The organism is Pseudomonas sp. TWRC1-2 (genome assembly GCF_049896685.1).
GTDB lineage: Bacteria > Pseudomonadota > Gammaproteobacteria > Pseudomonadales > Pseudomonadaceae > Aquipseudomonas.
This window is the reverse complement of the sequence record NZ_JAFCUU010000001.1, coordinates 18,392-31,375: the sequence shown is the minus strand read 5'-3', so window position 1 is coordinate 31,375 and position 12,984 is coordinate 18,392. Positions and strand designations below refer to the sequence as shown.

Below are 12,984 nucleotides of genomic sequence, written 5' to 3'. Positions count from 1 at the left end.
GCAGGATGCACGCGACCAACTTAGGTTGGCCGCCGCGTTAACCAACGTTTAAGTGCTTAGTTGAGTGAAGTGAACCTCCGTAAAACCTCAGTCAATCAATCCATGAGCGTCATAAAACGGATACGGCCCCGGGTAGTCCCCAAACACGCCGTTGTGGCTGATCAACCCGTGCTGTGCATCCCAGCGGTGCAGCAGGTAGCCGGCCGGCTCCAGGTTGAAATGCGCAGGCGCGGCGTCTTGCAGGTCGAGCACGATCTGGTGCGAGGTGCCGGGGCACACGCAACTCAGGCTGCCGCCAAAACGCCGTTGCATCGGGCGGTGCAAATGCCCGCACAACAGGCGCTCCACGTGTGGGTGACGAGCGACAACGCGCTCCAGGGCGGCGGCGTTGATAAAGGGCTCGCGGTCCATATGGCCGATGCCGCTGCTAAACGGCGGGTGATGCAGGATCAGCAAGGTCGGTGCCTCGGAGCGCAGCGCCAATTGCGCGTCGAGCCACTGCAATTGGCTGTCGAGCAGTTGGCCGCCGTGACCACCGGGAATGGTCGAGTCCAGGCCGATCAAGCGCAGCGGATGCTCATCCACGACCCAATCCAGCGGGCCGTCTGCCGACGTCGGCAGATAAGCGTGATCGCCGAACGCATCCAGTAACGGCCCGCGCGTGTCGTGGTTGCCGGGCACCAGGTAGCAGGGCATGTGCAGGCGCGCCAACTCCGGGTGCAGCACGGCGTATTCATCGGCGCGGCCAAAATCCACCAGGTCGCCGCTGATCACTACGATATCGGGCCGTGGGTGACTGGCGTTCAGATGGTCGACGGCGCGGCGCAGTGCCCCCAGGGTATCGACCACGCCATAGGTCAGGCGGTTACCGGCTTTAAGGTGCAGGTCGCTGATCTGCGCAACAAGAAACGGACGGTTCAAAATAAGCTCTCACGCATTCAGGGTGAACACCACGTGCGGCGCGATTGCCAGGGCAATCGGCGCGCCGACGCGGTGCAGTTGGTTATCGCTGCTGTCCACCAGCAGCGGTTGCGGGCCGCCCACATCCACCAGCAGGCGGCTTTGTGCGCCCTGGAAGAACTGCGCGACCAGATGGCCGTGCAGGTGCCCTTCGTCTTCCATCACGCGCAGGTGTTCGGGCCGGCAGTACACGGTGCTCGGTAAGCCGGCGCCGTGCCACGGCAGTTCGCCGCCGCAGACTTTCAAGCCGTGGGCAGTCCGCGCCAGCACAGAGAAGGCATTGAGGTTGCCGACGAAGCCTGCGACAAACGCATTGGCCGGTTGCTGGTAGATCTCCCGAGGGCTGGCCAGTTGCGCGATACGCCCCTGCTCCATCACCAGGATGCGGTCGCCCAGCGCCATGGCTTCGCCCTGGTCGTGGGTGACGAACACCGAGGTGATGCCAAGCCCGCGCAGCAGTTGATCCAGCTCGCTGCGCAGGCGCTCGCGCAATTGCGCATCCAGGGCGGCCAGCGGCTCATCCAGCAACAGCACTTTGGGACGCGGTGCCAGCGCGCGGGCCAAGGCCACACGCTGACGCTGGCCGCCCGACAGTTCATGGATGCTGCGCTTGCCGTGGTGCTGCAAGCCCACCAGTTCCAACAGTTCCTCGCAGCGCTTGTTGCGCTCAGGCGCCGGCACGCCGCGAATCTTCAGGCCGTAGACGATATTGCCGGCCACGTCCAGGTTGGGAAACAGCGCGTAATTCTGGAACACCATGCCCACATCACGGCGCTCGATGGGCAGGCGCGTGACATCTTGATCGCCGAAAAACACCTGGCCCACGTCCGGGCGTTCCAGGCCGGCAATCAGGCGCAGGGTCGTGGTTTTACCACAGCCGGACGGGCCAAGAATTGCCAGGGTTTCGCCGCCTTCGACGCTCAGGGTCAGGTCATGCACGGCCACGGTGCCGTCGGCGAATGCCTTGCGACAGCCTTGCAGGCGAATAGTGATAGCGGTCATCGACGCTCTCCACGGGACAAACGAGCACTGATGGCCTGCAACGCAATCAGCAGCGGCACGATCATCAGCAAAAAGATAAGGGTGTAGGCGCTGGCGATTTCCAGACGCGCCGAGGCGTAGCTGTCGGCCAACCCCACCGGCAGTGTCTTGGTCATCGGCGTGTGCAGCATCCAGGTCAGGTTGAACTCACCCAGGCTCAGGGTGACCACCATCAGCACGCCGGCCAGAATGCCCGCCCGGCAATTGGGCACCACCACGCTGAAAAAGCGCTTGATCGGCCCCGCGCCAAGGCTGGCGGCAGCCTCTTCCAGCACCGGCAGTTGCTGACGTTGCATCACCGCCATCACCGGGCGCACCAGGAACGGCAAGGTGAACAGCACATGGCCGACAAGGATGAACAACCAGCTGCTGCGGAACGTGCCGAATTGGCCGTAGGTCAGCAGCAACGCCAACGCACTGGCCAAACCCGGCATCGCCACCGGCAGCACCATCAGCTCTTCGAAGGCGCGGCTGAAGCGGTTGTTCATGCGCACCAAGGCATAAGCCGCCGGCACGCCGACCACGCACACGCACACCGCACAGGCCAGGGCCAATTGCAGCGACAGCCACACCGTGGGTGAATAGGCCTGCCACACCTGCACCAGCCAGTCGAAGGTCAAGCCGCTGGACAGGCCGACGAAGAAATTACGCGTCAGCCCGGCCAGCAACGACATCAACACCGGCACCAACATGAAGGCACACACCAGCAGGGTAAACAGCAGTTGCACCACAAACAGCGATGAGCGCTTCACAGGACCGTCCCCGCGTTTTTCACCAGGCGTCGCGTGAGCAGCAACACCGCCCAGGTCACTGCACCGAGCACCACCGACAGCGCGGCGGCGACGGCAAAGTTGGCGTAGTTGGTGAACACGTTGTAGATCGCCACGGGCGTGACATTCAGCCGCGTACCCAAGGTAAAGGCGGTACCGAACGCGCCCATGGACGTGGCAAAACAGATCGCCCCGCACGAGGCCAACGCAGGCGCCAGCCCCGGCACGATCACGTCGCACACCACGCGCCAATGCCCGGCGCCCAGTGAGTGCGCGGCTTCTTCCAGGCTGCGGTCGAGGCTTTCGCACGCGGCCATCACCGTGAGGATCACCCGCGGGATCGAGAAGTACAGGTAGCCGACAAACAACCCCGCCAGCGAGTACGCGAAAATCCAGCGCTCACCGGCCAGTTGCAGGCCCAGGGCCGCAAACAGGCCTTGGCGACCGGCCAACAGGATCACCAGAAAGCCCACCACCACGCCAGGAAACGCCAATGGAAAGGTGAGCAATGCCACCAATGCCGAACGCCCGAAGAACTGCTGCCGCGCGAGGAATACACCACTGATGCCGCCGATCAGTAACGCGGTGAGCGTCACAAACACGGCCAGCACGCAGGTTTGCGCCAGGCTGCCCAGGTACTGCGTGCTGCTGAGCACCTGCCAATAGCCGCTGCCGTTGCTGTCGCGGCTCTCGGTGCCCAGCACGATCAAATGCGCCAGCGGCAACAGCCAGAACGCGAACAGCACCGCAAACGCCGGGGCCAGTGCCCAGGCGGCATGTTTTGCCGAGGTTGCCACTTACTTGACCTCGCTCAGGTAACGGGCGGCGAAGGCTTCCTGCACAGCGGCCATTTTTTCGTAGTCCACCACGCCAGCGCGGGCGTAGTCGCTGTCGGGCAGGAACTGCGCGGCGACGTCGGCCGGCATTTTCATTGCGCGCACCGGGCGCAGGTAGGCCTTGGCCCACAATGCCTGGCCTGCATCGGAGAGCACGAAATCGAGGACCTTTTCAGCGTTGGCGCGGTGCGGCGCGTTGGCCACCAGGCTCATCACGTATGGCACGCTGATGCTGCCTTCTTTGGGGATCACGAAGGCAACGTTGGCGTTGTCCTTGTAACGCGCGCGGTAGGCGTTGAAGTCGTAGTCCACCAGAATCGGCAGCTCACCGGACAGCACCCGTGCATAGGCGGTTTGCTTGGGCACAATGGGCGCGTTTTTGGCGAGCTTCTGGAAGTAGTCGATGGCCGGGGCGAAGTTATCCAGGTCGCCGCCCAAGGCGCGGTTGATCGCCACGGCGGAGACGTAGCCGACAAACGCGCTGGACGGGTCGAGGTAACCGACCATGCCTTTGTACTCAGGCTTGAGCAGGTCGGCCCAGCTTTGCGGCACCGGCAAACCGCCCAGCGCATCGACATTGACCATGATGCCCAAGGTGCCGGAGTGAATCGCAAACCAGTGGCCGGCCGGGTCTTTCAGGCCGGTCGGAATCTGCTCCCAGCCTTTGGGCTTGTAGGTGCCGACCACGTCGGCTTTTTGCGCCTGCAAGCCGAAGGTCACGCCGTAATACACCACGTCGGCCACCGGCGCGGCTTTCTCCGCCACCAACTGCGCCAGCGACTGGCCGGAGTTCTTGTTGTCAAGCGGCACCTGCACGCCGGTATTGGCGGCGATGGCCTTGAGTTGGCTGCCCCAGTCGGCCCAGTCGGGTGGGCAGTTGTAGCAAATTGCGGTGTCGGCCGCCTGGGCCAGGCTGGCCACGCCGCACAGCAGCACGGCTGCCAGGGTTTTACTGAACGCGCGCATCAGGTGTCTCCTCAAGGGGTTGAGTGCTGTCGCCGGGCCGGATATGGCACGGCAGGCAATGGGAAATCGGGGCGTTGCCGGCGACCTGCGCCAGCAATTGGTCAATCACCGTGCTGGCCAGCAGGCCGATGGGCTGCACCACGCTGCACAGCGTCGGGTGCATCTGGGTGCCGAGGGCGATGCCGTCAAAGCCCATCACCGAGAGTTGCTCGGGCACATTCCAGGCGTTGCGGCGCAACTCGGCGATCAGGCTGATGGCCAGAAAATCGTTGGAACACACCAGCGCGGTCGGCGCCTGCGGGCCTTGGAGAAACGGCTCGATTGCCGCGAACTCGGCCTGGGTGTGAGCCGGCATTTCAATCACCGCGCGGCTTTTAAGCCCGTACTCGCGCATCGCGTCGCAATAACCGGCGTAGCGCAGGCGCGCACGGTCGGACTGCAACGCGGGGCCGGCGACCATGCTGATGCGCCGGTGCCCGGCTTCGAGCAAATAACGCGTGGCCAGGGCCATGCCCGCGCGGTTGTCGACCGACACGGCGCTGTAGCTGGGGTTGCTGGGTTGGTGATACGCCAGCACGAATGGTGTTTGTTCGCTGGCAAGGCTGTTGAGCACGCTATTGCTTTCGGCGTCGGTCACGGTTAACACCAGCCCGTCGACGCGCTGGCGCAGCAACTCTTCCACCACAATGCTTTCGCGTTCGCTGCTGTAGTCGGTGGTCGCCAGCAGCAGGCTATAGCCGCGCAGCCGGGCGGCACGCTCCATGGCCTGGAACTGCTCGGCAAACACCGGGTTGAGCAGGTTGGGCACCACCACACCAATCAGCTGGGTGGTTTGCAGGCGCAGTTGGCGGCCGAGCAGGTTCGGCCGAAAGCCCAGCTCGCGGGCGGCGGCGAACACTTGCTCACGGGTCGCCGGGCGCACCTGGTCGGGGGAAGCAAAGGTACGGGCGGCGGTGGCGCGGGATACCCCGGCCAGCTGCGCAACGTCTTTCAGGTCAGTCATGCTCACTCGCTTGAGATCGATCTCATTGGCGAGGACAGTAACGGCGGAATGTGGCAGTAGCGTGGTGCCAAGATGACGGTTTGATGGCAGCGCCCCCGTGCTAAATGTGGGAGGGGGCTTGCCCCATCAGATCGGTGTGTAGCCACAGATAGTCATACTCCGCGGGTATGCTTGGAAAACCGGCGCAGCAAAATCCGCCCGCTAACCTTTCGATCTGATCCAAGTGCGGGCACAATGCGTGTCCTTTTTTGGCAGGCACCGCCGCAGGCTCTCAAAAATGATCAAAACGCCGTACTACCTCATCGATAAACAGAAACTTCTGGTCAACATGCAGAAGATTGCTTACGTGCGCGAACAGTCCGGCGCCAAGGCTCTGCTGGCGCTCAAGTGCTTTGCCACCTGGTCGGTATTCGACCTGATGCAGCAATACATGGACGGCACCACCTCGTCGTCGCTGTATGAGTTGAAGCTGGGCCGCCAGAAGTTCGAAGGCGAGGCGCACGCCTACAGCGTGGCCTGGGCCGACGATGAAATCGAAGAGATGCTGGAGAACTGCGACAAGATCATCTTCAACTCGATCAGCCAGCTGCAGCGCTTTGCCGAACGCAGCGAAGGCAAGACCCGTGGCCTGCGCGTCAACCCACAGGTGAGCAGCTCCGACTACCTGCTGGCCGACCCGGCGCGCCCATTCAGCCGTTTGGGCGAATGGGACCCGGTGAAGATCGAAGGCGTCATCGAGCAGATCTCCGGTTTCATGTTCCACAACAATTGTGAGAACGGCGATTTCAGCCTGTTCGACAAGATGCTCGGCACCATCGAAGAACGCTTCGGCGCGCTGCTGCACAAGGTCAAGTGGGTCAGCCTCGGCGGCGGCATTCACTTCACCGGCGAAGGCTATGCCATCGACGCGTTCTGCGCCCGTTTGAAAGCGTTCTCCGAGAAGTACGGCGTGCAGGTTTACCTGGAACCGGGAGAAGCGGCGATCACCAACAGCGCTTCGCTGGAAGTCACCGTGCTCGACACCCTCTACAACGGCAAAAATCTCGCCGTGGTAGACAGCTCCATCGAAGCCCACCTGCTGGACCTGCTGATCTATCGCCTCAACGCCAGGCTGGCGCCGAGCGAGGGTGAACACACTTATATGGTGTGCGGCAAATCCTGCCTGGCCGGGGACATCTTCGGCGAGTATCAATTTGATCGTCCGCTGGCCATCGGCGATCGGCTGTCGTTCATCGACACCGCGGGCTACACCATGGTCAAGAAAAACTGGTTCAACGGCCTGAAAATGCCGTCCATCGTAGTGAAACAACTCGACGGTACTGTCGAGGTGGTTCGTGAATTTGGTTACGACGACTACCTGTCCAGCCTTTCGTAAGCTGGCGGATAAAGGAGAGATAAAGCAATTGAAAAAGAACGTTCTTATCATTGGTGCAGGAGGTGTCGCCAAGGTGGTGGCCCACAAGTGCGCGCAGCACAACGACGAACTCGGTCGTATTGCTATCGCGTCGCGCAACATCTCCAAATGCCAGGCCATCATCGACAGCGTCAAGGCCAAGGGTAGCCTCAAGGTGCCCGCCGACATCCAAGCCTTCGCGCTGAACGCCCTGGACGTGGAAGCGACCAAGGCCCTGATCCGCGAGACCGACTCGCAGATCGTCATCAACGTAGGTTCCGCCTTCCTCAACATGTCGGTGCTGCGCGCCTGCATCGATACCGGCGTTGCTTACCTTGACACCGCCATCCACGAAGAGCCGGGCAAGGTCTGCGAGACCCCGCCGTGGTACGGCAACTACGAATGGAACCACCTGCAAGAGTGCAAACAGAAGAACATCACCGCCATCCTTGGCGTGGGCTTCGACCCGGGTGTCGTCAACGCGTATGCCGCGCTGGCGCAGCAACAGCATTTCGACCGCATTGATTCGATCGACATTCTCGACGTCAATGCCGGCAGCCATGGCAAATACTTTGCCACTAACTTCGACCCGGAAATCAACTTCCGCGAATTCACCGGACAGGTGTGGAGCTGGCAGAACAGCCAGTGGACCAGCAACACCATGTTCGAAGTCAAACGCACCGACGACCTGCCGGTAGTCGGCTCGCAAAACCTGTACCTGACCGGCCACGATGAAGTGCACTCGCTGTCGAAAAACCTCGACGTGCCCAACGTGCGTTTCTGGATGAGCTTTGGCGAACACTACATCAACGTGTTCACCGTGTTGAAAAACCTCGGCCTGCTCTCCGAAAAACCGGTCAAAACCGCCGAAGGCCTGGAAGTGGTGCCGTTGAAAGTGGTCAAGGCCGTACTGCCCGACCCGTCTTCGCTCGCCCCTGGCTACACCGGCAAGACCTGCATCGGCGACCTGGTCAAAGGCAGCAAAGATGGCCAGCCGCGTGAAATGTTCATCTACAACGTGGCCGATCACGAAGAAGCCTTTGCTGAAACGGACAGCCAGGGCATCTCCTACACCGCAGGCGTACCACCGGTGGCCGCAGCGCTGCTGGTGGCACGTGGCGAGTGGGACGTGAAGCACATGGCCAACGTCGAGGAGCTGCCGGCTGAGCCGTTCCTCAAAGCGCTGGACGTGATGGGCTTGCCGACTCGGATCAAAGACGAGAACGGTGACCGTGCGTGGGATGCGATTGCCTGAACAGGCGATTGCTGACTGAACAAAAAAATGCGCCCTTGGGGGCGCATTTTTTGTTTGGGCATATACAGACCCGCAATCCAATGAAGATTCAAAATGTGGGAGCGGGCTTGCTCGCGAATGCAGGGTGTCAGTCAACATATTCGGCACCGACACTCCGCCTTCGCGAGCAAGCCCGCTCCCACATTTTAATTTGTGGCTGTTATTCCCCAGTGGCTTGGCGCACGCAAGCATCGAACAAACACCGCACTAGATTTGCAGTGGATTTGAGAGGTCGAGTTACTCCAGATTTCTGGCCGAGTTGCTCAGCGCCCGCGAGCACTGCAACAACGCCGGTGCCAGCTGCTTCTCGGCATCTGCCCTACTCCACCGACTGGTCGGCGCCACCACATGCACTGCCGCCACCGGCCGGCCATTGGCGCCGAGCACCGGCGCGCCGATGGTCATGTCGCCGAGGAACAGTTCCTGGCCGTTCACCGCATAACCCTGTTCCCGCACCTGTTGCAGCGACTCAAGAATCTGGTCGACTTCAGTCAGCGTCTGGCTGGTGTGGGCAATGCGCTGGCTGCTCTCAATCAACACCAACGCCTCATCCGTCGGCAACGCGCTCAAATACGCGCGCCCCGAGGCCGTGCAATACATCGGCACCCGCGAGCCAATCGGCATGTGCACCGGCACGAAGCCCGCGCTGACAAACCGCGCGATGTAGGTCATGTCGTAGCCCGCAGGCTCGGTCAGGCATGAGGTTTCGCCGGTCAAGCGCGTCAACTCAGACAGAAACGGGTTGGCCACCTCAATCAACGAATGCGCATCCAAATAACTGAAACCCAACTCCAGCACCCGCGGTGTGAGTTGGTAATGCCGTGTGCGCGAGTGTTTCCGAAGGTAACCCAGGCTCTCGAGGGTAAACACCATGCGCTGAGCTGAGCTTTTGGTCATGCCGGCGGCCTCGGCCACCTCTGCAAGGCTCATGCTGCGGCGCTGGGCGCTGAATGCCTTGAGCACCGACAGGCCTTTTTCCAGGGATTGGTTGTGCAAGCTGTTGCGTTCTTCAGACATGGCGGACTCACGGTCAGGTCGATCAGGCGTGGCGATATTCTTACCTCAGATCACAAAAATAGACCACCAAATATCGCATATCGATACGAGCGATTCATTTTGTCGATTTTACAACCCAACATACGATTTATTTGAATCGAAATGGCACAGAGCTTGCGGTTTCATCAGCAACCGCTTGCGGTACTGACGATCCGTTTTCCTTCTGGAGTAACCCGATGAACAGTCTTTCGCCCTTGTTTCGCCGCCTTGCCTTCGGTCTTTGCGCCGCGCTCTGTGTCAGCGCCGTGCACGCAGAGAGTGCGTCCTCGTACAAAGTCGGTGCAACGGCCAGTGGCTCGCCGTTTACCTTCCTGGATATCAAGAGCAACAGCATTCAAGGCGTAATGGTCGATGTGGCCGAGGCCGTCGGCAAGGCTGGCGGGTTTACCAGCCAGATCGAACAGACCAACTTCGCCGCGCTGATCCCCTCTCTCACCTCCGGCAAACTCGACTTCATCGCCGCCGGCATGCTCAAGACCGCAGAGCGCACCAAAGTCGTCGACTTCAGCGCTCCGGTGTATGCCTACGGTGAAGGCCTGATCATCAGTGCCGACGACAACACCGCCTACCCCGATCTCACGCCACTCAAGGACCAAGTGGTCGGCGTGCAAGCCGGCACGGTGTTCTACGACCAACTCAACAAGCTCGGCATCTTCAAGGAAATCCGCACCTACGACTCCATCGGCGAGATGGTCCGCGACCTGTCCTTGGGCCGCATCAAGGCGGCGGTCGGCGACCAGCCGGTCGTCGCCTACCAGATCCGCCAGAAGCTGTTCAAAGGCGTGAAACTCGCCCCCGACTACACACCCACCAACGTCGGCGAAGTGTGCCTGGTGGTACGCAAAGGCGATGCGCAAACCCTCGATCGCCTGAACACCGCGATCGCCAGCATCAAGGCTGACGGCACTCTCGACGCCATCCTCAAGAAGTGGGGGCTTGATACCCAGGTGCGCCCATGAACCCGGCTGAATTCCTGCAAAACGCCCAGGACTTTTTGCCGATCCTGCTGCAAGGCGCGTGGGTGACGATCCAGATCACCGTGCTGTCGTTCCTGCTCAGCAGCGCGATTGGCTTGGTGTTGGCACTGCTCAAGTTGTCGCCGATACGCGCGTTGTCGTGGGCGGCCAGCACCGTGATCAACGTGATCCGTGGTCTGCCGATCATCGTGCAACTGTTCTATATCTACTTCGTGCTGCCGGACATGGGCGTGCACCTCACCGCGTTCTACGCGGGCGTGATCGGCATGGGCATCGCCTACTCGGCGTACCAAGCGGAGAACTTTCGCACCGGCATCATTGCCGTCGAACAAGGCCAGCGCGAAGCCGCCGAGGCATTGGGCATGCGCTCGGTGCTGATGATGCGCCGGGTGATCCTGCCGCAAGCCTTCCGTATCGCCTTGCCGCCCTACGGCAACACCCTGGTGATGATGCTCAAGGACTCATCCCTGGTGTCGACCATCACCGTGGCCGAGATGACCCGCCAGGGCCAGTTGATCGCCTCGTCGACCTTCCAGAACATGACCGTCTACACCCTGGTGGCCCTGCTCTACCTGCTGATGAGCCTGCCGCTGGTGTACGGCCTGCGCCGGATGGAACAGCACTTGGGCCGGAGGAAAAAAGCATGATCTCGATACGCCAACTGCAAAAACATTACGGCAGCCACCGCGTGCTGCACGGCGTCGACCTCGATGTAGCCAAGGGCGAAGTAGTGTGCCTTATCGGCCCGTCGGGCTCGGGCAAATCCACCCTGTTGCGCTGCATCAACGCGCTGGAAGCCTACGACGGCGGCGTTATCACGGTGTTTGGCGAAACCGTGCAGCGCGGCAGCAAGAGCGTGCACGCCCTGCGCAGCCGCATGGGCATGGTGTTCCAGCGTTTCAACTTGTTCCCGCACCGCACGGTGCTGGAAAACGTGATGGAAGGCCCGGTGTACGTCAAAGGCGAGCCACTCAAACAAGCCCGCGAAGAAGCCTTGGTGCTGCTGGAAAAAGTCGGCCTGAGTGCCAAGGCCGACGCCTACCCGGAACAGCTCTCTGGTGGCCAGCAACAACGCGTGGCCATCGCCCGCGCCTTGGCGATGAAACCCGACGCCATGCTGTTTGACGAACCCACCTCGGCACTGGACCCGGAGCTGGTCGGCGATGTGCTGGCGGTGATGCGCACCCTGGCAGATGAAGGCATGACCATGATCGTGGTCACCCACGAAATGGGTTTTGCCCGCGAAGTGGCCGACCGCGTGTGCTTTCTGCACGGCGGCTACATCGTCGAAAGCGGTGCGGCCGAGCAAGTACTCGGCGACCCGCAACACCCACGCACCCAGGATTTCCTGCGGCGCGTGCTGCACCCCACCGGCAATACGCGGAGCCTGTCATGAAGTCTTTATGGTCAGCGACTGCACCCTCGGTGCTGCCGACACCGGCGTTGAGTGAGTCGGTGAAGGTCGATGTGGCGATTGTGGGCGCGGGTTACACCGGCCTGTCGACCGCCCTGCACCTGGCCGAGCGCGGCGTCAACGTGTGCGTGCTGGAGGCCAACGAGCCCGGCTGGGGCGCATCGGGGCGCAATGGTGGGCAGGTCAACCCGACGCTCAAATACGACCCCGAACAGTTGATGCAGATGTACGGGCCGGAACGTGCCGAACCGTTGATTTCCACGGTATCGAATTCGGCGGACCTGGTATTCAAGTTGATCGAACGCCATCGCATAGATTGCGCGCCGGTGCGCAAAGGCTGGATGCAGGTGTCGTACACGCAAAAAGGCGTGGCCGGGCTGCACGCTCGAGCCGATCAATGGGCGCGTCGCGGCGTACCGGTGCAGCGCTTGGAAGCACGTGACGTGGCGGCGCGTATGGGCAGCGAGGCCTTTGCCGGCGGCTGGCTGGATGGCCGCGCCGGGGCGATTCAACCGTTGGCGTATGCGCGTGGGCTGGTGGGCGCGGCGTTGGCGGCGGGTGTGCAAATTCATGGCCACAGCGCCGTGACGGGGTTGCAGCGCCAGGGTTCGGGCTGGCAATTGCAGACAGTTTCTGGCGCACAGGTCACGGCCGATCAGGTGGTGCTGGCTACCAATGGCTACAGCGGCAACCTGTGGCCGGGCATGGCACAAAGTATCTTGGCGGCGAACAGCTTTATTGTCGCCACAAAGCCGTTGAGCGAGCGTGCGGCTGACAGCATCTTGCCGGGGCAGGAAACCGTGTCCACCGCGCAAAGGCTGCTGCTGTACTTTCGCAAGGACAGCCATGGGCGCTTGCTGATGGGTGGGCGCGGCCTGTTCAACGACCCCACATCACCCGCCGATTTTGCGCACCTGGAGCGCTCGCTGGCGTTGCTGTTTCCACAATTGGGGCCGCTGGAGTTTGAGTACCGTTGGGCCGGGCGTATCGCAATCACCCGCGACTTCATGCCCCACATTCACCAACCGGCGCCGGGGCTGACGCTGGCATTGGGGTGCAATGGGCGTGGGATCGCGCTGTGTACCAGCCTGGGGCAGCAATTGGCCGGGCGTTTGTGTGACGGCAACGCGGATTTCGCTTACCCGGTGACGCCATTACAGCGTTTGCCGTTGCATGGGTTGCAGCGCTTTTACATTGGAGCGGGTGTGGCTTGGTATAGCTTGTTGGACAGGTTGAACATCAGTTGACGGCCCAGACAGTCTAGAAAACTGTCA

Annotated in this window: 13 protein-coding genes; 6 read left to right on the top strand and 7 right to left on the bottom strand. The window is 61.7% G+C overall.

From position 1 onward, the window contains the following. Positions 1-87 precede the first annotated feature (87 nt). The 6 genes from ACP7B3_RS00195 to ACP7B3_RS00170 are packed head-to-tail and all read right to left on the bottom strand — an operon-like array spanning position 88 to position 5,576. Positions 88-921 carry a phosphodiesterase gene (locus ACP7B3_RS00195; RefSeq protein WP_369302364.1) on the bottom strand — a complete coding sequence of 278 codons (834 nt, stop codon included), beginning with the start codon at positions 919-921 and terminating at the stop codon, positions 88-90. Positions 922-930: 9 nt separating this feature from the next. Then, positions 931-1,962: an ABC transporter ATP-binding protein gene (locus tag ACP7B3_RS00190; protein WP_426177106.1), complete on the bottom strand. Its 1,032-nt coding sequence runs from the start codon at positions 1,960-1,962 to the stop codon at positions 931-933. Further along, a complete protein-coding gene (locus tag ACP7B3_RS00185; RefSeq protein WP_426177104.1) occupies positions 1,959-2,753 on the bottom strand; it encodes an ABC transporter permease in 795 nt (264 codons plus the stop codon). Before ACP7B3_RS00185 ends, ACP7B3_RS00190 begins: the two co-directional genes overlap by 4 nt. Then, a complete protein-coding gene (locus ACP7B3_RS00180; protein WP_426177102.1) occupies positions 2,750-3,568 on the bottom strand; it encodes an ABC transporter permease in 819 nt (272 codons plus the stop codon). The genes ACP7B3_RS00185 and ACP7B3_RS00180 overlap by 4 nt, the downstream gene beginning before the upstream one ends. Further along, complete coding sequence (locus ACP7B3_RS00175; RefSeq protein ID WP_426177100.1) at positions 3,569-4,573, bottom strand: ABC transporter substrate-binding protein; 1,005 nt, start codon at positions 4,571-4,573, stop codon at positions 3,569-3,571. Continuing rightward, positions 4,557-5,576 (bottom strand): LacI family DNA-binding transcriptional regulator, encoded by a 1,020-nt coding sequence (locus ACP7B3_RS00170; RefSeq protein ID WP_426177098.1) that lies wholly within the window; start codon positions 5,574-5,576, stop codon positions 4,557-4,559. Before ACP7B3_RS00170 ends, ACP7B3_RS00175 begins: the two co-directional genes overlap by 17 nt. A 277-nt stretch (positions 5,577-5,853) precedes the next feature. Between ACP7B3_RS00170 and ACP7B3_RS00165 the strand changes: the two genes are divergently transcribed. Continuing rightward, positions 5,854-6,951 carry a carboxynorspermidine decarboxylase gene (locus tag ACP7B3_RS00165; RefSeq protein ID WP_426177096.1) on the top strand — a complete coding sequence of 366 codons (1,098 nt, stop codon included), beginning with the start codon at positions 5,854-5,856 and terminating at the stop codon, positions 6,949-6,951. 28 nt (positions 6,952-6,979) lie between these two features. Further along, on the top strand, positions 6,980-8,224 hold the full coding sequence (locus ACP7B3_RS00160) for a saccharopine dehydrogenase family protein (protein ID WP_145164524.1): 1,245 nt from the start codon (positions 6,980-6,982) through the stop codon (positions 8,222-8,224). A gap of 276 nt (positions 8,225-8,500) precedes the next feature. Here ACP7B3_RS00160 and ACP7B3_RS00155 read toward each other — a convergent pair whose 3' ends face one another. Then, on the bottom strand, positions 8,501-9,280 hold the full coding sequence (locus ACP7B3_RS00155) for an IclR family transcriptional regulator (protein ID WP_145164526.1): 780 nt from the start codon (positions 9,278-9,280) through the stop codon (positions 8,501-8,503). 215 nt (positions 9,281-9,495) lie between these two features. On the opposite strand from ACP7B3_RS00155, the gene ACP7B3_RS00150 reads away from it, so the two are divergent. Genes ACP7B3_RS00150 through ACP7B3_RS00135 form a run of 4 tightly spaced genes read left to right on the top strand, consistent with a single transcriptional unit; the run spans position 9,496 to position 12,957 of the window. Continuing rightward, on the top strand, positions 9,496-10,278 hold the full coding sequence (locus ACP7B3_RS00150; RefSeq protein ID WP_145164528.1) for an ABC transporter substrate-binding protein: 783 nt from the start codon (positions 9,496-9,498) through the stop codon (positions 10,276-10,278). After that, positions 10,275-10,943 (top strand): amino acid ABC transporter permease, encoded by a 669-nt coding sequence (locus tag ACP7B3_RS00145; protein WP_083358110.1) that lies wholly within the window; start codon positions 10,275-10,277, stop codon positions 10,941-10,943. The genes ACP7B3_RS00150 and ACP7B3_RS00145 overlap by 4 nt, the downstream gene beginning before the upstream one ends. Continuing rightward, positions 10,940-11,692, top strand: a complete 753-nt coding sequence (locus ACP7B3_RS00140; protein WP_416363680.1) for an amino acid ABC transporter ATP-binding protein — start codon at positions 10,940-10,942, stop codon at positions 11,690-11,692. Before ACP7B3_RS00145 ends, ACP7B3_RS00140 begins: the two co-directional genes overlap by 4 nt. Further along, complete coding sequence (locus tag ACP7B3_RS00135; protein WP_426177092.1) at positions 11,689-12,957, top strand: NAD(P)/FAD-dependent oxidoreductase; 1,269 nt, start codon at positions 11,689-11,691, stop codon at positions 12,955-12,957. The genes ACP7B3_RS00140 and ACP7B3_RS00135 overlap by 4 nt, the downstream gene beginning before the upstream one ends. Positions 12,958-12,984: the final 27 nt, after the last annotated feature.

Coding starts and splice junctions, on each gene's coding strand:
- ACP7B3_RS00190 (WP_426177106.1), bottom strand. CDS start 1,962: ATGACCGCTATCACTATTCGCCTGCAAGGCTGTCGCAAGGCATTCGCC.
- ACP7B3_RS00175 (WP_426177100.1), bottom strand. CDS start 4,573: ATGCGCGCGTTCAGTAAAACCCTGGCAGCCGTGCTGCTGTGCGGCGTG.
- ACP7B3_RS00170 (WP_426177098.1), bottom strand. CDS start 5,576: ATGACTGACCTGAAAGACGTTGCGCAGCTGGCCGGGGTATCCCGCGCC.
- ACP7B3_RS00165 (WP_426177096.1), top strand. CDS start 5,854: ATGATCAAAACGCCGTACTACCTCATCGATAAACAGAAACTTCTGGTC.
- ACP7B3_RS00155 (WP_145164526.1), bottom strand. CDS start 9,280: ATGTCTGAAGAACGCAACAGCTTGCACAACCAATCCCTGGAAAAAGGC.
- ACP7B3_RS00150 (WP_145164528.1), top strand. CDS start 9,496: ATGAACAGTCTTTCGCCCTTGTTTCGCCGCCTTGCCTTCGGTCTTTGC.
- ACP7B3_RS00145 (WP_083358110.1), top strand. CDS start 10,275: ATGAACCCGGCTGAATTCCTGCAAAACGCCCAGGACTTTTTGCCGATC.
- ACP7B3_RS00140 (WP_416363680.1), top strand. CDS start 10,940: ATGATCTCGATACGCCAACTGCAAAAACATTACGGCAGCCACCGCGTG.
- ACP7B3_RS00135 (WP_426177092.1), top strand. CDS start 11,689: ATGAAGTCTTTATGGTCAGCGACTGCACCCTCGGTGCTGCCGACACCG.